The 17,892-nt window shown below is 62.4% G+C and carries 16 protein-coding genes and 1 riboswitch; of the genes, 6 read left to right on the forward strand and 10 right to left on the reverse strand.

Annotated elements, in window-relative coordinates; genetic code table 11:
• Positions 1-29 precede the first annotated feature (29 nt).
• The gene (locus ACO06O_RS10130) at positions 30-488 is read left to right on the forward strand and encodes a cyclic nucleotide-binding domain-containing protein (protein WP_421879041.1); all 459 of its coding nucleotides are present in this window, start codon (positions 30-32) and stop codon (positions 486-488) included.
• On the forward strand, positions 481-912 hold the full coding sequence (locus ACO06O_RS10135; protein ID WP_421879044.1) for a cyclic nucleotide-binding domain-containing protein: 432 nt from the start codon (positions 481-483) through the stop codon (positions 910-912). The genes ACO06O_RS10130 and ACO06O_RS10135 overlap by 8 nt, the downstream gene beginning before the upstream one ends.
• On the opposite strand, the gene ACO06O_RS10140 is transcribed toward ACO06O_RS10135, so the two are convergent.
• Complete coding sequence (locus tag ACO06O_RS10140) at positions 909-1,691, reverse strand: SapC family protein (protein ID WP_421879046.1); 783 nt, start codon at positions 1,689-1,691, stop codon at positions 909-911. The genes ACO06O_RS10135 and ACO06O_RS10140 overlap by 4 nt on opposite strands.
• 100 nt (positions 1,692-1,791) lie before the next feature.
• On the opposite strand from ACO06O_RS10140, the gene ACO06O_RS10145 reads away from it, so the two are divergent.
• Positions 1,792-2,388 (forward strand): HupE/UreJ family protein, encoded by a 597-nt coding sequence (locus ACO06O_RS10145; RefSeq protein ID WP_421879048.1) that lies wholly within the window; start codon positions 1,792-1,794, stop codon positions 2,386-2,388.
• Positions 2,385-2,987, forward strand: a complete 603-nt coding sequence (locus ACO06O_RS10150; RefSeq protein WP_421879051.1) for a HupE/UreJ family protein — start codon at positions 2,385-2,387, stop codon at positions 2,985-2,987. The genes ACO06O_RS10145 and ACO06O_RS10150 overlap by 4 nt, the downstream gene beginning before the upstream one ends.
• Here the strand turns inward: ACO06O_RS10150 and ACO06O_RS10155 are convergent.
• The 4 genes from ACO06O_RS10155 to ACO06O_RS10170 form a co-directional block, all read right to left on the reverse strand.
• Positions 2,984-3,679: an ABC transporter ATP-binding protein gene (locus ACO06O_RS10155; RefSeq protein WP_421879053.1), complete on the reverse strand. Its 696-nt coding sequence runs from the start codon at positions 3,677-3,679 to the stop codon at positions 2,984-2,986. The two genes, ACO06O_RS10150 and ACO06O_RS10155, sit on opposite strands and share 4 nt — an antisense overlap.
• Complete coding sequence (locus tag ACO06O_RS10160) at positions 3,672-4,916, reverse strand: lipoprotein-releasing ABC transporter permease subunit (protein ID WP_421879056.1); 1,245 nt, start codon at positions 4,914-4,916, stop codon at positions 3,672-3,674. Before ACO06O_RS10160 ends, ACO06O_RS10155 begins: the two co-directional genes overlap by 8 nt.
• A gap of 7 nt (positions 4,917-4,923) precedes the next feature.
• Positions 4,924-6,267: a proline--tRNA ligase gene (gene proS / locus ACO06O_RS10165; RefSeq protein WP_421879059.1), complete on the reverse strand. Its 1,344-nt coding sequence runs from the start codon at positions 6,265-6,267 to the stop codon at positions 4,924-4,926.
• 146 nt (positions 6,268-6,413) lie between these two features.
• Positions 6,414-6,974: a hypothetical protein gene (locus ACO06O_RS10170; protein ID WP_421879062.1), complete on the reverse strand. Its 561-nt coding sequence runs from the start codon at positions 6,972-6,974 to the stop codon at positions 6,414-6,416.
• A 112-nt stretch (positions 6,975-7,086) separates the two neighbouring features.
• Here ACO06O_RS10170 and ACO06O_RS10175 point away from each other — a divergent pair, with 112 nt between their 5' ends.
• On the forward strand, positions 7,087-8,379 hold the full coding sequence (locus ACO06O_RS10175; protein ID WP_421879065.1) for a tetratricopeptide repeat protein: 1,293 nt from the start codon (positions 7,087-7,089) through the stop codon (positions 8,377-8,379).
• 75 nt (positions 8,380-8,454) lie between these two features.
• Here the strand turns inward: ACO06O_RS10175 and ACO06O_RS10180 are convergent, their stop codons facing one another.
• The 5 genes from ACO06O_RS10180 to ACO06O_RS10200 all read right to left on the reverse strand — a co-directional run bounded on the left by ACO06O_RS10180 (position 8,455) and on the right by ACO06O_RS10200 (position 15,968).
• On the reverse strand, positions 8,455-9,537 hold the full coding sequence (locus ACO06O_RS10180; protein WP_421879068.1) for a BMP family ABC transporter substrate-binding protein: 1,083 nt from the start codon (positions 9,535-9,537) through the stop codon (positions 8,455-8,457).
• A gap of 85 nt (positions 9,538-9,622) precedes the next feature.
• On the reverse strand, positions 9,623-10,552 hold the full coding sequence (locus ACO06O_RS10185; RefSeq protein WP_421879071.1) for an ABC transporter permease: 930 nt from the start codon (positions 10,550-10,552) through the stop codon (positions 9,623-9,625).
• A gap of 3 nt (positions 10,553-10,555) precedes the next feature.
• Positions 10,556-11,632, reverse strand: a complete 1,077-nt coding sequence (locus ACO06O_RS10190) for an ABC transporter permease (protein WP_421879074.1) — start codon at positions 11,630-11,632, stop codon at positions 10,556-10,558.
• On the reverse strand, positions 11,629-13,209 hold the full coding sequence (locus tag ACO06O_RS10195) for an ABC transporter ATP-binding protein (RefSeq protein WP_421879078.1): 1,581 nt from the start codon (positions 13,207-13,209) through the stop codon (positions 11,629-11,631). The genes ACO06O_RS10190 and ACO06O_RS10195 overlap by 4 nt, the downstream gene beginning before the upstream one ends.
• A 404-nt stretch (positions 13,210-13,613) precedes the next feature.
• Positions 13,614-15,968, reverse strand: coding sequence for a transketolase (locus tag ACO06O_RS10200; protein ID WP_421879081.1), 2,355 nt, complete (start codon positions 15,966-15,968; stop codon positions 13,614-13,616).
• A gap of 169 nt (positions 15,969-16,137) precedes the next feature.
• Positions 16,138-16,215, forward strand: a riboswitch (SAM riboswitch).
• Between the two features lie 335 nt (positions 16,216-16,550).
• On the opposite strand from ACO06O_RS10200, the gene ACO06O_RS10205 reads away from it, so the two are divergent.
• Entirely contained in the window at positions 16,551-17,867 is a 1,317-nt protein-coding gene (locus ACO06O_RS10205) for an O-acetylhomoserine aminocarboxypropyltransferase/cysteine synthase family protein (RefSeq protein WP_420416822.1), read from the forward strand.
• Positions 17,868-17,892: the final 25 nt, after the last annotated feature.

The raw sequence follows: 17,892 nt of genomic DNA on the forward strand, positions 1-17,892 counted from the left end.
GCACACGCAATTGTGATCGGGGAAAACGCGTGAGCGACGGTGGGCGCATACTCAATCGCCGGACGTTTTTTCCGGGCGACGTGATCTTCAACGAAGGAGATCGCGGATCGCAGGCTTTCATCCTGCAAAGCGGCCGGGTCCGCATCACCAAAAATGTTTCAGGCGGGCGGCGTGGAACCCTTGGTTTTGTGGAGCCAGGTGGCATATTCGGCGAGATGGCCCTGATCGATCAGTCGCAGCGCATGGCAACCGCCATTGCCGACCAATCTTGCGTCTGCATTGTCATCACCGAAGAAGCGCTCAAGGGCAAACTGGCGAAAACAGATCCCGTTCTGCGGATGCTGATGCTGATGTTGATTCGGCTCTTGCGGCGGGTCGCCGACGATACACCGATCCCCCCGGACGATCTGGCGGCACTGGCGCGCGAAGCGTCGGCCCAAACCAGAGATGGCACAAGTCAGCCACGGGGAGACCGCACCGATGGCTGACGGCGCTCTGGCCAAGGTCACCTTCCAGGCCGGCGATATCATCTTCATGGAAGGCGATATTGGCGACGCCACCTATCTGATTCAGTCCGGCAAGGTGGAACTGATCAAACGGGGCCCGGACGGCTTGTTCGACACGATCGCGACCATCGGCGCCGGGCAGGTCTTCGGTGAAGTCGCCCTGTTGACGGACCGCCCCCGGGCAGCGGGCGCGCGGGCCCAAAGCGACTGCCTGCTAATCGCGGTGGAGCGCGGGCAGTTGGATGCCAAGCTGGAACGGGCCGATCCGTTCATTCGCGCCCTGTTCCGAATCCTGGCGCAAAACCTGCTGTCGGTCATGGACCGCAAGGCCGAGATTGAAACCGCCCCGAAGGCGGAAGACCTCGCCGCCTTGGCGGGCGTTGCGGAAGAAGCGGAACGTTCCTAATCGCCGCCGGTGACGCGGTTCGCACGGTGGTGCAAACGGCCCATATTGCCCAGTGAAAGAAAATGGGCAAAAGCCAGGGCGGTCCAGCCGCGCCGGAACCACTCCACCGCATCCGCGTCGGACAGTTTCCGCAGCCGCTCCTCATCGAGGACGCGAAAGCCCGAGAAGACGATTTTCTGTCCGGAGGCCAGTGTGATTTCCATCTGTCTTTCGACCAGGAGATCCTGCTGTCGGCACGCATTGACGAAGAGGCGCGTCCGCGCCTGTTCCTTGGAGAAGGAGGCGGCGAAGGTCGCCATTTTCGCGACCAGTGGCGTCGGCCGACCGTCCTTGAACAGGGCCGCGCCGGTCTGCTTCGAAACCAAAGGCGATTCAACGTCCAGGCACAGATTTACGCCCGCCTTGCCGTCCTTGCTTTCCTGCATCAGGACGAAGGGCGCGCGCCGCAGGATGGCCGGGATGTAACAGCCTTCCTTCCAGTCCCCATCCTCGTCGACGAAAAGGTTCTGGTCCGGCCTCAACCCCATCAACGCCACGGGCTGCAATTCCACGTCCCCAGCGAAGATAATCGGATAGTGCCTGGCGGAAGGCATGAATTCGACGGCGCTCAGCGGCACGGTGTGCAGGCCGCGCACGAAACTGTAGTCGCGGCCGGCCGCGACGCGCAGATCGCCATGCCGACGCGGGTCCAACGGTTCCGCGCGGCGCATTAACTGGCGCATGATGTCCTCTCCATTGCTGGAGGCATCCAATTTCCGCGCTATGGACGCGTCGGTCATCCTTGCTCTTTCCATGGTTAGGCGGCCCGGATACCATACCGCGCGCCCTCACGCATTCAAGTACAAGCCCACATAAATCCAGTCCAGTTTGGAGAATTCGATGATCGCTCGCTGGTCCCAAATCATGACGACGGCCGCCGTTATGGCGCTGGTCCCCGCCGCGGCTGCCTTTGCCCATGAAGGCGCCGGTCACGGCGGCGGTTTCGTCAGCGGCCTGACACATCCGATCTTCGGCCTGGACCACGTCATCGCCATGGTCGCCGTGGGCCTGTGGGGGGTGTTTCTGGGGCGGCCCGCTCTGTTCATTCTGCCGATTGTCTTCCCGCTGATCATGGCGTTCGGCGGCGCGATGGGCGTCCTGGGCATCCCCGTTCCGGCTGTCGAGGCAGGCATCGCCGCCTCCGCCGTCGTGTTGGGTCTTTTGATCGCCTTTGCCGTCAAAGCGTCCTTGCCCCTGGCCGCCGCCATTGTCGGCGTCTTCGCCATTTTCCATGGCCATGCCCATGGTACGGAACTGCCCGAGTCCGCCAGTGCCGCCACCTATTCCATCGGTTTCGTCCTGTCGACCGGCATGCTGCATCTGGTCGGTATCGGTTTGGGAGAGGTCATGCGCGGATCGGCCGGCCGGATCGCCGCACGCGGTTTGGGCGGCGCCATCGCCCTTTTGGGTGCCGCATTCCTCACCGGCCTGGCATGAAGCGGATTGCCCCGGCGGCGGCGGTACTGATCGCCCTGCCGCCGGGAACGGCCCTGGCCCATTCAAGTTTGGAAGGGATCGGGAGCTTCCCGAACGGGTTGCTGCATCCGGCTCTGGAGCCTGCACACGCCCTTTGCCTCGTAGCCTGCGGCCTTCTCGCCGCTCATCAACCGGCCAGGGCAATGCCGCGTCTGTTCCTGGCCGCCGTCATATCGCTGGCAATCGGCCTGTTGCTGGCTGCCTTTGACATTCAGGCATGGGACGCCCTTATCGGGATATGGGGCGGCACGTTCGTCCTGGGTGCCTTGGTTGCGGCAACCGCGGACAGACCCTATCCCGGCGTTGCGCTATTGATCGGCGTGGCGTGTCTATCCTTGGGCCTCGATTCCCAGATCGGCGATGCGCCGATTGTTGAGCGCCTCGTTTTCGCCTTCGGCGTTTGGATGGGAGCCGCCTTGATCATCGTCAATCTGGCACTGGCCTGCCGGCGGGTCGATTCTCGTCCCCTCGTCCGAATCGGATTTCGTGTTCTTGGCAGTTGGATCGCGGCGGCGGCGGCGATGATGCTCGCCTTCAGTCTAAAAACTAGCGGCGTTTAACGGGTGTAATCGACGATCCTGCCGCCCTGTAGGGTGACGACGCGATCCATCCGTTCCGCCAGATCGATGTTGTGGGTCGCAATCAGGGCGCTCATACCGCGCTCCCGAACCATTTCCACAAGCAAGTTGAACACCGTGTCGGACGTCGCCGGGTCCAGATTACCCGTCGGTTCGTCCGCCAGCAGAATGGCGGGACTGTTCGACAGCGCCCGCGCGACCGCGACGCGCTGTTGCTCACCGCCGGACAGTTTCGCCGGGCGATGGGTGGCCCGCGCGGTCAGGCCGACACGATCCAGCAATTCCGCCGCTGCAGACTTCGCCGCCCCTTTACCCTCGCCCGCCACCATGCGCGGCAGCGCGACGTTCTCGAGCGCCGAGAACTCCGGAAGAAGGTGATGAAACTGATAGACAAATCCGACCGTGTTCCGTCGGATGGCGGTCCGTTGCGTATCGCTCAACGCCCCACAGGCCGTGCCGTCGATGGCCACATCACCGCCATCGGGCAATTCCAGCAATCCGGCCACGTGCAACAGGGTCGACTTCCCGGTGCCACTGGGCGCGACTAGACCGACCAGTTCGCCCCGTCCAACCGACAGCGACGCGCCTTCCAGAACCGTCAGCGGTCCCGCTGCGGTCTTGTAAGTCCGCACGACATCCCGCAATTCCAGGGCGGGCACGGTCCCGTCATTCATACCGAAGCACCTCAACCGGATCCAACCGCGCCGCGCGCCAGGCCGGATAAATCGACGCCAGAAGACTGATGGCGAGCGCGAAAACGATGGTCAGCACCACTTCGAGCGGCTCCACCTTCGCCGGCAGCTTCGACAGGAAATAGATTTCGGCATCGAACAAGGTCGCGCCGGACAACGACTGGATCCATTGGCGGATGGTTTCGATATTCACCGCGAAGGCGATTCCCAGGGCCGCCCCCAACACCGTGCCGATCACACCGACGGAACTGCCGGTCATGAAGAAAATGCGCAGGACCGCGCCACGGGTCGCCCCCATGGTCCGCAGAATGGCGATTCCCCGGGATTTATCTTGAACCAGCATGATCTGGGACGAGATCACGTTGAATGCGGCAACGATCACGATCAGCGACAGGATCAGTGCCATGACATTACGTTCGACTTCCAACGCGTTGAAAAAGCTTACATTAACCCGCTGCCAATCGGTCGCGTGATAGCCCGCGCCCAATTCCTGACGCAACTCGAACGCGGCCGACCGGGCCCTATCCGGGTTGTCCAACATGACTTCGATGGACCCGACTGAGTCGCCGGTCTTGAAGAAGGACTGCGCGGCGCTCAGCGGCATGTAGATATAGGTATTGTCGAACTCGTACATGCCGACTTCAAACAGGCCGGAGACGGTATAGGCCTTCATGCGCGGCACCGTGCCAAAGGCAGTTACCGTGCCATTGGGCGAAATCAGGGTCAGCTTGTCGCCGACGGTCAAGCCCAACCGGCCCGCCATCCGAACGCCGATCAGGATACCGTCGCCGTCGCGGAACCGCTCAAGATCGCCGACAACAATCGATTGCCGCAGGATCGGTCGCGCAATGAAATCCTTGGCCGTCAGCCCGCGCACCAGGGCGCCGCCCGCACCATTGCCGCTGCTGGCCATGACCTGACCTTCGATCAGCGGCGTTGCGTAGACAACGCCCTCCTTCTGCATCAAGCGCTGCGCCAGGGCATCGTAATCGTCGATCCGCCTTTCCAGCGTACCAACGGTGACATGCCCGTTCAGCCCGATGATCCGGCCCAGCAATTCTGCGCGAAACCCGTTCATCACCGACATGACGATAATCAGCGTCGCGACGCCCAGCATGATTCCCAGTAGCGAGAACCAGGCGACGACGGAAATAAACCCTTCCTGCCGCTTGGCCCGCAGATAGCGGAAAGCCACCAGGCGTTCGACGCCGGACAACATACCGGCGTTACTCCGCCAACTTCGCCAGCGCGGACTCGGCGGAAAGCTCTACTTTCTCGCCGCTGGCGCGGGACTTCAGTTCGACGACGCCATTGGCCAGGCCCTTCGGCCCGACAATGATCTGCCAAGGAATGCCGATCAGTTCCATATCGGCGAATTTCACGCCGGCGCGTTCCTCGCGGTCGTCATAAATGACTTCGATGCCGGCTTCCTGCAGTTTCGCATAGAGATCGTCGCAGGCCGCATCGCAGGCTGAATCGCCGCTGCGCAGATTGATCAACGCAACCTTGAACGGCGCAACCGGCTCCGGCCAGACGATCCCGTTCTCGTCATGGCTCGCCTCGATGATCGCCCCTGCCAGGCGGGACACGCCGACGCCATAGGAACCGCTCTGCACCGGGACGGTCTGCCCGTCCTTGGTCTGGACCTTCGCCCCCAGCGGCGTCGAGTATTTGTCGCCGAAGAAGAAGATATGGCCGACTTCGATCCCGCGCGCGGAAAGGCGTCTGTCTTCAGGCACTTCCGATTCGAACTTCGCCTGATCGTGCTGTTCGTCGGTGGCCGCGTAATAGGACGTGACCTTGCCGATGACGTCGCTCATCTGATCCGCGTCGCGATGGTCGATCTTCGCGTTCAGCAGGTCCAAGTTCAGAAGATCGGAATCGCACCAGACCTGACTTTCGCCGGTCTCGGCCAGGATGATGAATTCGTGGCTCATATCACCGCCGATCGGGCCGGTATCGGCCGCCATCGGGATCGCCTGAAGCCCCATGCGGGCATAGAGGCGCAGATAGGCGACGAATTGCTTGTTATAGGAAATCCGGCCTTCTTCCGCCGTCAGGTCGAAGGAATAGCCGTCCTTCATCAGGAATTCGCGCCCGCGCATGACGCCGAAACGGGGCCGGACCTCATCGCGGAATTTCCACTGGATGTGGTACATCATCCGCGGCACGTCTTTGTAGCTCTTGGCGTGCTCCCGGAAAATGTCCGTGATCATCTCTTCATTGGTCGGGCCATAGAGCATTTCCCGCTCGTGCCGGTCCTGCAGGCGCAGCATTTCCTTGCCGTAATCGTCATAGCGGCCGGACCGGCGCCAGAGATCCGCGGATTGCAGCGTCGGCATCAGCACTTCATGGCAACCGATCGCATCCATCTCTTCACGAACGATCTGTTCGATCTTGCGCAGCACCCGATAGCCCAGAGGCAGCCAGGAATAGATCCCGGCCGATTCCTGGCGAACCATGCCGGCGCGCAGCATCAGACGGTGCGAAACGATTTCCGCTTCGCTCGGCGTTTCCCGCAGGGTGGGCAGGAAATACTCACTCATGCGGACCGCGGGGGATAGGCGCATCGGGCGACCCTTCAATACCGGTTTGAACTGCGGCGCAATCTAGGGGGAGTGACCGGCCCCGTAAAGCCGAAGCTCAATCCGGTATGACACGCTTCACTGCAGCGATTTTCCCGATACAGAGGCACGAAACCGGCAATGCCGGCCAGTCAGTTCCGGCCCAGGGCCTGACGGCAAATCTCGACCAGGTCCTCTTCGGTCTCGTCGTTCAGCCGCTTTCCATCCAATGTCAGCGAACCTGAGGACAAATTGTAGCGCACCATGCCGAAACTGGTGGAAGTGTTGGAGAAACTGTCTTCGAGCGCCTCATTCCCTGCGAAGCTGAGCGGGTTCAGCGACAATTCGAACGCGATCTCCTCAGGCAGAATATCGGCGGCCGTCAAAGTGCCCTTCAGATCGGCCCCCGCCACGCTGTTGCCCCGAACATCGACCCCGGGAACATAGTCGGCACCGACAACGTTCCGGCGACGCAGAACGGTTTCACAGTCCTTTTTTGACATGCGCAACAACAGATCGGGTTTCGCGTCCGGCCTCGGCCGCGGCGCATCCGTGGTCCGGGCGGACGTATCAGTGTCAGCAGCTGGTGCGGGCGGGGTCGCCCCCCCACCGGAATTGGAGAAAGGGTTTTCGGGGGCCTGCGCGAAAGCCGTCCCGGACAAGCCGGCGACCAGGGCGATTGAGATGAGTTTCTGTGCGAGCATGACAGCCATCGAGCAATCTCCGGGCCAAACTTCGCCAAACCTTAGCCGACGTTTGACGCAGCGCAAAGCTGCGCTACCGTATTTGGTACGGTACAGACCCGAAGGAAAGACGGGACGGATCATGCAGGACTTATCAAAGCGACTGGCACGGGCGTTGACGGCGGCAGCCTTCGCGGGACTGTTTCTTGCGCCGGTGACGGCAGGGGCACAGAACGGCGATAGCGGGCAGAACGATCCGGGTGCCCTGCCCTCCCTGGTTAAAGGCTGCATTGCGACGGATATTCCGGCGACGCAGCGGGTCAAGAACTGCACCGACCTACTGTGGAACCCGGTTCTGAATAAGGAAGGCCGCATCACTGCCCTCACCTTCCGGGCCGCTGCGCTGATGGATGTCTTCGATTTCAGCGGAGCCGTCGCCGATTTCACGCGGGGTCTTGATCTCGCCCCCAACAATATCGGGTTGATGCACGGACGCGCCCAGGCGCTGGAACGCATGGGCCGCTATCACGATGCGCTGCTGGACTACGACACCGCGATCCAAATCGCGCCCGACAGTCCGGCATTGTTCACCGGCCGTGCGCTGATCCACGCCCAATTGGACAATATGGACGCGGCGTTCCGGGATTTGGAAAAGTCGCGCAAACTGGCCCCGCGCAACGTCGAGACACTGGCCCTGATGGGCGGTCTCTATACCGAGACAGGCGATTTCGACAAAGCGATCGGTCTGTTCGACAAGGCGATCGAACTGCGCCCGGAGATCGGCAGGCTTTATCTGCGGCGCGGTCTGGCCCGCATGAAAGCCGGTGAATGGGACGAATCGCTGGCCGACCTGACCGTCGCGATCGAAAAGGAGAACGGCCTGCCCGATGCCTATATGTTGCGCGCGATGGTGCACCGCGACGCTGATCGGGACGATCTTGCCCTCGCCGATTATTCGGCCGCCATCGATGGCGACCCGACCCTGGCCGGGGCATGGCAAGGACGAGGTGTCCTGTATATGGACATGAAGGAATACGGCCGGGCGCGGAACGACATGGATGTGGCGGCGCAGATCGCGCCGACCGCCGACAATCTGAATTCCCTGGCCTGGCTGCTTGTTTCCGCGGAGGACAAAGGGTTTCGAGATCCCGCCGCCGCCCTGAACTATGTCAATCAATCCATGGAGTTGGACGAGAACGCTGATAATGTGGACACGGCGGCGGCCGCCTATGTCCTGCTCGGCGACATCGACAATGCGGCACGGTTCTATGCCCGGTCCATGGAACTGGGCGGCGACAAGCGGGTCTTGATCTATCAGGAGTATCTCAGCGAGCGCGGCTTCTACGACGGGGCGTTGGACGGGATCGACGGGCCGCGCACCCGCAAGGCCATTCGCTCCTTCGCCTCCCAGGGCCGGGTTCTGCTGGTCGACTGAAATCCTGCCTCAAAAAGAAATCCCCGCGACCGAAGTCGCGGGGACTATCTTGTCCGTCATGAACGGAACGTGGCGTCAGCTCGGCACTTTGCCGTTCACGCCTTCGACATACCAATTCATGCCCAGCAATTCGCCATCGTCCAGCGTAGCGCCGTCGGCGACGACGGTCTCGCCGGCCTGATTTTTGATCGGGCCCGTGAACGGGTGCAGGGTCCCGGCGGAGATCGCGTCATGGGCCGCTTTCGCTTCCGCGACCGCCGCTTCGGGCAAGGCGCTGTTGTACTCGCCCATTTTCACCATGCCGGTATCGAAGCCGCCCCAGATATCTCCGGAAGTCCAGCTTCCGGCCATGGCCTGGCGGGTCCGCTCGACATAGTACGGCGCCCAATCGTCAATGATCGCCGTCATGTGGGACTTCGGCCCGAATTTCGCCATGTCGGATGCTTGGCCGACCGACCAAACGCCACGCTCTTCGGCCGTTTGGACCGGCGCCGGGGAATCGGTGTGCTGCAGGATGATATCGGCACCCTGATCGATCAGCGCCTTGGCGGAATCGGCTTCCTTGCCCGGATCGTACCAGGAATTGACCCAGATCGGCGTCACTTCGATGGCCGGATTGATCTTGCGCGCCGACAGGGTGAAGGCGTTGATGCCCCGGATGACTTCCGGGATCGGAATGGACGCGATGTAGCCGACCTTGTTGGTCTTGCTGACATGACCGGCGAGAATCCCCGCCACATAGCGGCCTTCATAGAAGCGCGCGGCATAGGTCGCCAGGTTCGATGCGCGGGTGAAGCCCGTGGCATGTTCGAACATCACGTCCGGGAAGTTCTTCGCGACCTTGGCGGTCGGGTTCATATAGCCGAAGGACGTCGTGAAGATCAGCTTGTGACCGCTGCGGGCCAATTGGGTGATCACCCGTTCGGCATCCGCGCCTTCCGGCACGCTTTCAACATAGCTGGTTTCGACCTTGTCGCCGAATTCGGCCTCAATCGCCAGACGTCCCTGGTCGTGCTGATAGGACCAGCCATGGTCGCCAATCGGACCGACATAGACGAAGCCGACCTTGAAAGGATCGGCGGCGCGGGCCGGCAATGCGGCGGCGGCGCCGGCAGCCAGCGTCATCGCCGAAAAGGAACGACGGGTAAGTTTGATCATCGGGGACCCCCTGTTTTGGATTCAGACTGTACGGATTGCGGCCTCGCACGGCCCGACGGATGTTGCGACGCAAAACTGTAACCCGTCACCCGTCGGGATGAAACACTTTCCCGATGCTGGCCGGGGCATTCAGGCGGATGCGTGTCGCGTCGCGGGAAATCAGGACCAGGACAATGATGGTCGCCAGATACGGTACCATGTTCAGGAATTGTGCCGGGATTTCGATCTGACCGGACCCTTGCATGTGCAACTGCGCGATGGTCAGGCCGCCGAACAGATAGGCCCCCAGTAGAATGCGCGCCGGACGCCAGGTGGCGAAGACGACGAGCGCCAGGGCGATCCAACCCCTGCCGGCAATCATGCCTTCCGCCCACATCGGCGTGTAGGACAGCGACATATAGGCGCCGCCGATCCCGGCCATCGCCCCGCCGAACAGAACGGCGGCGAGGCGAATCGCGATCACCGGGAAGCCGATGGAATGGGCGGCATGCGGATTTTCGCCGACGGAACGCAACACCAGTCCGGCCCGGGTCCGGTAAAGGAAATACGCGACCCCGGCGGTCATCGCGAAGGAAAGATAGACAAGGGCGTCCTGTCCGAAGACGACCGGCCCCAGCAGCGGGATATCGGACAGACCGTCAACGGACAGTTTCGGCAAAGGCGGAATTGGCGTCCCGACATAGCTTTGTCCCAGCAATGCGCTCAGCCCGATGCCGAACAGGGTCAATGCCAGGCCGGTCGCCACCTGGTTGGCCAGCAGGCCCAAGGTCAGGACGGCAAACAGCCCCGCCATCAGTGCGCCCATCGCCGCGCCGGCGGCAATGGCAAGGATACCGCTGCCCGTTTCCAGTCCGACGATGAAGGCCAGCACGGCCCCGGCCAGCATCATGCCTTCGACGCCCAGATTCAGGACGCCGGACTTTTCGGCCACCAGTTCGCCCATCGCCGCGAACAGAAGGGGGGTGGAGGCCGCCATGATCGATACGGCGACCGAAGAAAGGATCAACATGTCCATGGTTTAAGCCGCCCTCCCCGCGCCGCGCAGCCGGAACCGCACCCGGAAATGCACCAGGACATCGCTGGCCAGAAGGAAGAACAGCAGCATCCCTTGAAAGACCCCGGTCACCGCGACGGGCAGCCCCAATTCGATCTGCGCGGTTTCGCCCCCGATGTAACTGAGCGCCATCAACAGCGCCGCCAGCAAAATGCCGACCGGGTGCAATCGTCCCAGGAAGGCAACGATGATCGCGGTGAACCCATAGCCGGGCGAGATCGACGGCGTCAGTTGCCCGATCGGCCCAGACACCTCGATGGCACCGGCCAGGCCGGCGAGCGCTCCGCCGATCATCAGGGTTGCCCAGATGATCCGGCGTCCGCTGAACCCGGCATACCCCGCGGCCGGCGGCGTCAGGCCCACCACCTTGATCTGAAATCCGAACAGGCTGCGCGAAACGATGAACCAGGCGGCGGCGACGGCGACCAGGGCCAACGGGAAGCCGATATGCATGCGGGTTCCGTCCAGCAGGATCGGCAGAATGGCCCCTTCCCCGAACAGCCGGGTCTGAGGGAAGCCGAACCCCATCGGATCCTTCCACGGCCCGGTCACCAGATAGCTGAGCAGAAGCCCGGCCACATAGGTCAGCATCAGACTGACCAGAATCTCATTCGCATTGAACCGGGTCCGCAGAAATGCCGGGATCGCGGCCCAAAGCGCGCCGCCGACCATCCCGCCGATCAGCATCGCCGGCAGCAGCAGCGGCCCTTCCTGGCCATAGAACGCCAAGGCCAGACCGCCGCCGAAAATCGCGCCGAGGGTCAATTGCCCCTCCGCCCCGATGTTCCAGACATTGGCCCGGAACCCCAGGGCGAGGCCGACCGCAATCATGGCCAGGGGCGTCGCCTTGACGGTCAATTCGCCCAGGCCGTACTGATCCGCCAGCGGCAGGATGAAATAGGCATGCAGCGCATCCGCCGGGTCGAAACCCAGAAAAGCGAAAAGGATGGCCCCGCACAGGACAGTCAGGAAGACGGCCAGCAGTGGCGTCGCATAAAGCCAGATCTGAGACGTTTCAGGGCGGCGATCCAATGTGATCATGACGCAGCCTCAAACAATCCGCCCATCAGCAGCCCGACCTCTTCCGCGGTGGTCGCATGGGTCGGTCGGCTTTCGGACAGATGGCCGTCGAAAATGACCGCGACCCGGTCTGAAATCATGAACAATTCGTCCAGATCCTGACTGACCACGATGACTCCGGCGCCGGACCGCGCCAGTTCCATCAAGGCCGTCTGAATCGCGGCTGCGGATCCGGCGTCGACGCCCCATGTCGGCTGGGCGGCGATCAACAGTTTCGGCTCCTGCAATATCTCGCGGCCGATGATGAACTTCTGCAGGTTGCCGCCGGACAGGCTGCGTGCAGCGGCGGAACTTCCGGCGCTGACCACGTTAAAGGCCTCGATCACCGTTTCCGCCTTTTCGCGGGCCTTGCCGCGCGAGATCAGGCCGCGGCGCACCAGGCCCCATCGCCGCCAGCCGCTCAGCAGCGCGTTCTCGTCGAGCGACAGGTCCGGGACGGAGCCATGGCCGAGCCGCTCCTCCGGCACGAAGGTAATGCCCATATCGCGCCGTCCGCGCGCGCCGACACGGCCTATCGACTTGCCCTCGAACTTGATCCAATCGTCGCGCGGTGAAACCGATTCGCCACTCAGCGCGGCCAACAAGGTGTTCTGACCGTTGCCGGCGACCCCGGCGATTCCCAGGACCTCCCCGGCCCGCACATGCAGGGACACATTCTTCAGGCTGGTGCCGAAGGGCGATGCGGCTTCCTGGCTCAGGCCATGAACTTCCAACAGCGGGACGCCTGCCCCGGTCGACACCGGCTTGTCCGATTTGGGTCCGTCGAAGGACCGGCCGATCATAAGGGCCGCCAGGGATTTGGGCGTCTCGACCCGCGGATCGCAACTGGCCACAACCTTGCCGCCGCGCAGAATGGTGGCGCGGTCGCACAAATCCCGGATTTCTTGGAGTTTATGGGAAATATAGAGAATCGTGCGGCCTTCATCGCGCAGCCGCCGCAGCACCGAGAACAGGCGCGTCACCTCATGCGGTGTCAGCACCGATGTCGGTTCGTCCATGACGATCAGCCTGGGATTCTGCATCAGGCAGCGGACGATCTCGACACGCTGACGCTCGCCGACCGACAATTCATGGACGATTCGCCCCGGATCGAGGGCCAGGCCGTATTCTTCGCTGAGACGCGAGATTTCCTGGATCAGCGACGTATCGCGGCCTGTCCCCGAACCAAGCGCCAACGCGACGTTGTCCGCCACACTCAGAGTCTCGAACAACGAGAAATGCTGGAAGACCATGCCGATGCCGAGCGCCCGCGCCGTACCGGGATTGGGGATGTCGACCGGACGGCCTTCCCATTCAATGGTCCCGGAGTCCGCCAATTGGACGCCGTAGAGAATCTTGACCAGGGTCGATTTGCCCGCCCCGTTCTCGCCCAGTAATGCGTGGATCTCGCCCGGCTGCAAATCCAGGGACACGCGGTCATTGGCGAGGCAGCCCGGAAAATGCTTCGTGACGTCGCGCAATCGCAGGCGCGGCGTGGCCTGCGCGCCGCGGATCGCGGAAGGAGTTGCGGGAGGAGTCGATGAAGCGTCGGACTGCATTCATCGTGTTTAATCGGAAGGTTTGCAGTTTCCAAGCGTCCGAGTGTCATATTTTTCATTTTTGCCGTGACCTGCGAACGGTATTTCCCTACACTCACAAATACACACGGAGACCGCGCACCGCGAACGCAGTCATTACAACCCGTCCAGGGACCCAATACCGAGGGACCTAAAATGGGAATGACGACGAGAAACGGGGCGGACAGGTCCGATCCGGACGGCATGCGGGGGAAGAACCGCGAAAAACAGTCGACGGGGCCCAAGTTTAGGGAGGGCTTGGATGCGGAACCGGCAGCTCGGACGCATCCAAACTGATCGCGCAAGGGGATCATCAAAGGGGGCAGCCGACCGGCGCCCCCTTTTCTATTGGCTTCCGCCGTTCCCGGAACCGCTGTCTCGGTCGCTCAACGGCCATTCGGCTTTCGAGCGGCCGCGCGCCGGATGTGATCCGCATCGATACCGTAATGGGCATAGATGTCGATCAGGTCACCTGTCTGACCGAATGTCTCCACCCCAAGCGGCGCAACGGAATGGCCGCGTACCGCACCAAGCCAGGCTACAGCGACCGGATGCCCGTCGATCACCGTCGTGAACCGGGCGTCGTCCGCCAAGGGCTCGAACAGGTCCTCGACATGCGCCATCGCGCCGCCATCCGTCCCTTCCAGACGGGCCCGTTCGATTCGCTGCCAGTCTCGGTAAAGCCGGTCGGCCGACGTAATCGCCATCAGCCCGGCACCGGGATGGTCCCGGCGCAGGGATTCGAAGGCCTCCAGTGCCTGCGGCGCGACCGCGCCCATATAGACGACCGCCAGTTTCGCGCCTTTTTCCGGCGGCACGACCCAGTAACCGCCACGAATGATCTGGTCGCTCAAGTCATCGCCGACCGTGCGCTCCGGCTGGGAAATCGGCCGGGTCGACAGGCGCAGATAGACTGATCCGCCATCGGTTTCGTCCTGAAGATGGTCGAACGCGTAGCGCAGAATGACCGCCAACTCGTCGCCATAGGCCGGTTCATACGATGTCAGGCCCGGCTGTCCCATTCCGATCATGGGGGTCGAGATCGATTGATGTGCCCCGCCTTCCGGCGCCAGGGTCACTCCCGACGGCGTCGCGACCAGAATGAAACGGCTGTCCTGATAGCAGGCATAGTTCAGGGCATCCAAGCCCCGCGCGATGAACGGGTCATACAGCGTGCCGATCGGCAGAAGCCGAGCGCCGAACAGGCTTTCCGACAGGCCGAGCGCCGCGAGGTTAAGGAACAGGTCGTTCTCCGCGATACCCAGTTCGATATGTTGGCCTCGGGGCGAGCGCACCCATTTCTGTGCCGAGGGCACATTGCGCTCCCTGAACTCGTCGGCCCGGTCTTCGCGGGCGAACAGACCCCGCTGATTGATCCAGGGACCGAGATTGGTCGAAACGGACACGTCCGGCGAGGTAGTGACGATCCGATCCGCCAGCGGCCCCCCTGCCCTGGCAATTTCCAGCAAAAGCTTGCCGAATACTTCCTGTGTCGACGATGTGGCCGTGCGCTTATAGGTCAGGGCCGCCGGCACCGGGACCTTCGCCACTTCCTGCAGCCGGGTCCGCTTCACAGGAACGCGTGACAGAAAGGCCCGCACCCGGTCTTCCGGCACGGTCATCCCGGCCAGCGGCTCCCATTCCGCCCCTTCCGGGACACCGGCCGATTTCTGATATCCGGCCATTTGTTGCGGTGTCATCAGCCCGGCGTGGTTGTCCTTATGCCCCATCAAGGGAAGGCCCCATCCCTTGATCGTATACGCGATGAAGCAGGTCGGGCGGTCGTCGGGCACCGTCGAGAACATGTGCAGCAGCGCCGGGATGTCGTGACCGCCCAGATTGCACATCAATTCATGCAAGCCCGCATCGTCATAGCTGCCGATCAAGGCATGCAGATCCTGATCGTGCGGCTGGTCGGCCATGATCTGCTTGCGCCAGGCCGGGCCGCCCTGGAACGCCAGCGCGGAATAGACGTCGTTGGGGCAATCGCTGATCCAACGGCGCAGGGCCGTGCCGCCCGGCTTCTGGAAGGCCGCCATCTGTTTGGATCCGTATTTCAACGTGATCACGTTCCAACCGACCGCGCGGAAAAAACGGCCGATGATGCGGAACAATTGTTCGTTGACGACCCCGTCGAGGCTTTGACGGTTATAGTCGATGACCCACCATACATTCCGGATATCGTGCTTCCACGTATCCATCAGCGCCTCATAGACATTGCCCTCGTCCAGCTCCGCGTCGCCGACCAGGGCGATCATGCGACCGGGCGGCCGATCGGTCGGGATCATGTCTTTCATCCGCAGATAATCCTGCGTCAGGGCGGCGAAATTGGTAACTGCCGCACCCAGCCCGACCGATCCGGTCGAAAAGTCCACCGTGTCGTTATCCTTGGTCCGGGAAGGATAGGATTGCGCGCCGCCGAAAGCCCGGAACGCCTTTAATTTATCCAGCGATTGATTGCCCAGAAGATATTGAATTGCATGAAAAACCGGGCTCGCATGGGGCTTGACCGCGACGCGGTCCTCCGGCTGAAGGACATGCAGATAGAGCGCCGTCATGATTGCCGATACCGAGGCGCAGGACGCTTGGTGCCCGCCTACTTTCAGGCCGTCGCGGCTCTCGCGCAGGTGATTGGCGTTATGGATCGTCCATGATGCCAGCCACCGGATCTTGGCTTCCATCGCCTCGAGAATTTCGATGGTCTCCTCGGAAGCGGGCATGTCGGCGGCAGTTTGATCCATGACGGTGTCCTCCAAATTCAGTTCCGAAGAACCCTAGGGTCGGACCTCCGTCAGTGCCACCCCCAAGCCGCGCCCGCGACGGATAAGCAACTGTTCCAATTCGGCACGCGGATCGTCACGGACGGTGTTCGAAAATTTCCTCTTGACCATCGCCTGTGTCAGGAAGTACCAATCCGTCAGCGCCGATTTGAAGCTCAGCTTGCGGGCGCTTTACAAATGCAGCTAAAGCGGGTCGGCATCAGACCGCCCGGCAAACGCTGCGGCGGTTTTTGTTTTTCGGACTTTCCGGAACATCGCCCGTCGCCCGCCCTCAGGGGCCGGATTTGTATCCTCCGCAAGCTTCTTCCAATTCAGGTCGGCGCCCTGGCACGCCGACGGCTTCCATTCGGCTCGAGGCGCGCCCGCGGTGATTTGAGGATCAGCTTGCACCGCGTCATCAACTGCTAAAGCGACGCCAACCGGCGCCCTTTCATTCGGGACGTTCGGTCGTGGCGCGGATCCTCGCTGGAGACCCTCCGGAGCCCCCGGAACCCGCCAACAGGGTTCCGGGCGCGCCCCGGACAAACAACGGAGAAAGCGACGATGGCGAACGAAACGAACAATCCCGAGACCCTGGCCCTCCATGCGGGCTATCGCGCGGATCCGGCGACCAATGCGGTCGCCGTGCCGATCTATCAGACCACATCCTATCAGTTCGACAGTGCTGAACATGCCCAGAAGCTGTTCTCGCTACAGGAATTGGGCAACATCTATACCCGGATCATGAATCCGACCGTCGACGTCCTGGAAAAGCGCGTCGCGGCATTGGAAGGCGGCGTCGCGGCCCTGGGCGTCGCATCAGGCCAGGCGGCAAGCGCCTTCGCGGTCCAGAACATCGCCCATGCCGGCGACAACATTGTGAGTTCCACGAACCTGTACGGCGGCACCTGGAACCTGTTCGCGAACACGTTCAAGGACCAGGGCATCGAGGTCCGTTTCGTCGATCCGGCGGATCCGGAAGCCTTCCGCAAGGCGACCGACGAGCGCACCCGCGCCTATTACGCGGAAACGCTGCCGAACCCGAAACTGGAAGTCTTCCCGATTGCGGAAGTCGCCGCGATCGGCCGCGAACTGGGCATTCCCCTGATCGTCGACAACACCGCAGCGCCGGTTCTCTGCCGCCCGTTGGACCTGGGCGCGGCAGTCGTCGTGTACTCCACGACGAAATACATCGGCGGCCACGGGACCTCCATCGGCGGTTTGATCGTCGACGGCGGCAACTTCCCCTGGGAGGATTTCAAGGACCGTCAGCCCTATCTGAATCAGCCTGATCCGTCCTATCACGGCGCCGTATGGACCGAGGCCGTCAAACCGCTGGGACCGATCGCCTATATCATCAAGGCGCGGGTAACCCTGCTGCGCGATCTTGGCGCGGCGCTATCCCCCTTCAACGCCTTTCAGATCATCCAGGGCCTGGAAACGCTTCCGTTGCGCATTCGCGAACATTCGCGCAATGCAGCCGCCGTCGCGGAATTCCTGTCGAAACACGATCAGGTCGAGGGGGTGATCTATCCGGGGCTGCAAGAAGGTACGGCACGCGACCGGGCGGCGGCAGCCCTGAAAAACGGCCATGGCGGATTGGTCGGTTTCCACATCAAAGGCGGCAAAGCGGCCGGCGCCGCGTTCATCGACGCACTGCGCCTGTTCTATCACGTCGCCAATATCGGGGATGCGCGGTCCCTGGCCATCCATCCGGCCACAACCACGCATTCGCAGTTGAGCGTCGAGGAACAACATCGCACCGGCGTCACGGACAGCTATGTCCGCCTATCCGTGGGGATCGAACATATCGACGATATTCTGGCCGACCTGTCCCAAGCGCTTGCTGTAGCGGCAAAAGCCGTTCCGGCCGCCGCATAACTCGAACCGACCTCAGGAAAGGGCT

The sequence above is a fragment of the Pacificispira sp. genome (assembly GCF_965228185.1).
Taxonomy (GTDB): domain Bacteria; phylum Pseudomonadota; class Alphaproteobacteria; order UBA8366; family Aestuariispiraceae; genus Pacificispira.

Excerpts from the sequence above, each read along its gene's own strand:
- ACO06O_RS10155 (WP_421879053.1), bottom strand. The coding sequence starts at position 3,679 with ATGAATGACGGGACCGTGCCCGCCCTGGAATTGCGGGATGTCGTGCGG.
- ACO06O_RS10135 (WP_421879044.1), top strand. The coding sequence starts at position 481 with ATGGCTGACGGCGCTCTGGCCAAGGTCACCTTCCAGGCCGGCGATATC.
- ACO06O_RS10145 (WP_421879048.1), top strand. The coding sequence starts at position 1,792 with ATGATCGCTCGCTGGTCCCAAATCATGACGACGGCCGCCGTTATGGCG.
- ACO06O_RS10185 (WP_421879071.1), bottom strand. The coding sequence starts at position 10,552 with ATGGACATGTTGATCCTTTCTTCGGTCGCCGTATCGATCATGGCGGCC.
- ACO06O_RS10150 (WP_421879051.1), top strand. The coding sequence starts at position 2,385 with ATGAAGCGGATTGCCCCGGCGGCGGCGGTACTGATCGCCCTGCCGCCG.
- ACO06O_RS10140 (WP_421879046.1), bottom strand. The coding sequence starts at position 1,691 with ATGACCGACGCGTCCATAGCGCGGAAATTGGATGCCTCCAGCAATGGA.
- ACO06O_RS10200 (WP_421879081.1), bottom strand. The coding sequence starts at position 15,968 with ATGGATCAAACTGCCGCCGACATGCCCGCTTCCGAGGAGACCATCGAA.
- ACO06O_RS10205 (WP_420416822.1), top strand. The coding sequence starts at position 16,551 with ATGGCGAACGAAACGAACAATCCCGAGACCCTGGCCCTCCATGCGGGC.
- ACO06O_RS10190 (WP_421879074.1), bottom strand. The coding sequence starts at position 11,632 with ATGATCACATTGGATCGCCGCCCTGAAACGTCTCAGATCTGGCTTTAT.
- ACO06O_RS10170 (WP_421879062.1), bottom strand. The coding sequence starts at position 6,974 with ATGGCTGTCATGCTCGCACAGAAACTCATCTCAATCGCCCTGGTCGCC.
- ACO06O_RS10180 (WP_421879068.1), bottom strand. The coding sequence starts at position 9,537 with ATGATCAAACTTACCCGTCGTTCCTTTTCGGCGATGACGCTGGCTGCC.
- proS (WP_421879059.1), bottom strand. The coding sequence starts at position 6,267 with ATGCGCCTATCCCCCGCGGTCCGCATGAGTGAGTATTTCCTGCCCACC.
- ACO06O_RS10175 (WP_421879065.1), top strand. The coding sequence starts at position 7,087 with ATGCAGGACTTATCAAAGCGACTGGCACGGGCGTTGACGGCGGCAGCC.
- ACO06O_RS10160 (WP_421879056.1), bottom strand. The coding sequence starts at position 4,916 with ATGTTGTCCGGCGTCGAACGCCTGGTGGCTTTCCGCTATCTGCGGGCC.
- ACO06O_RS10195 (WP_421879078.1), bottom strand. The coding sequence starts at position 13,209 with ATGCAGTCCGACGCTTCATCGACTCCTCCCGCAACTCCTTCCGCGATC.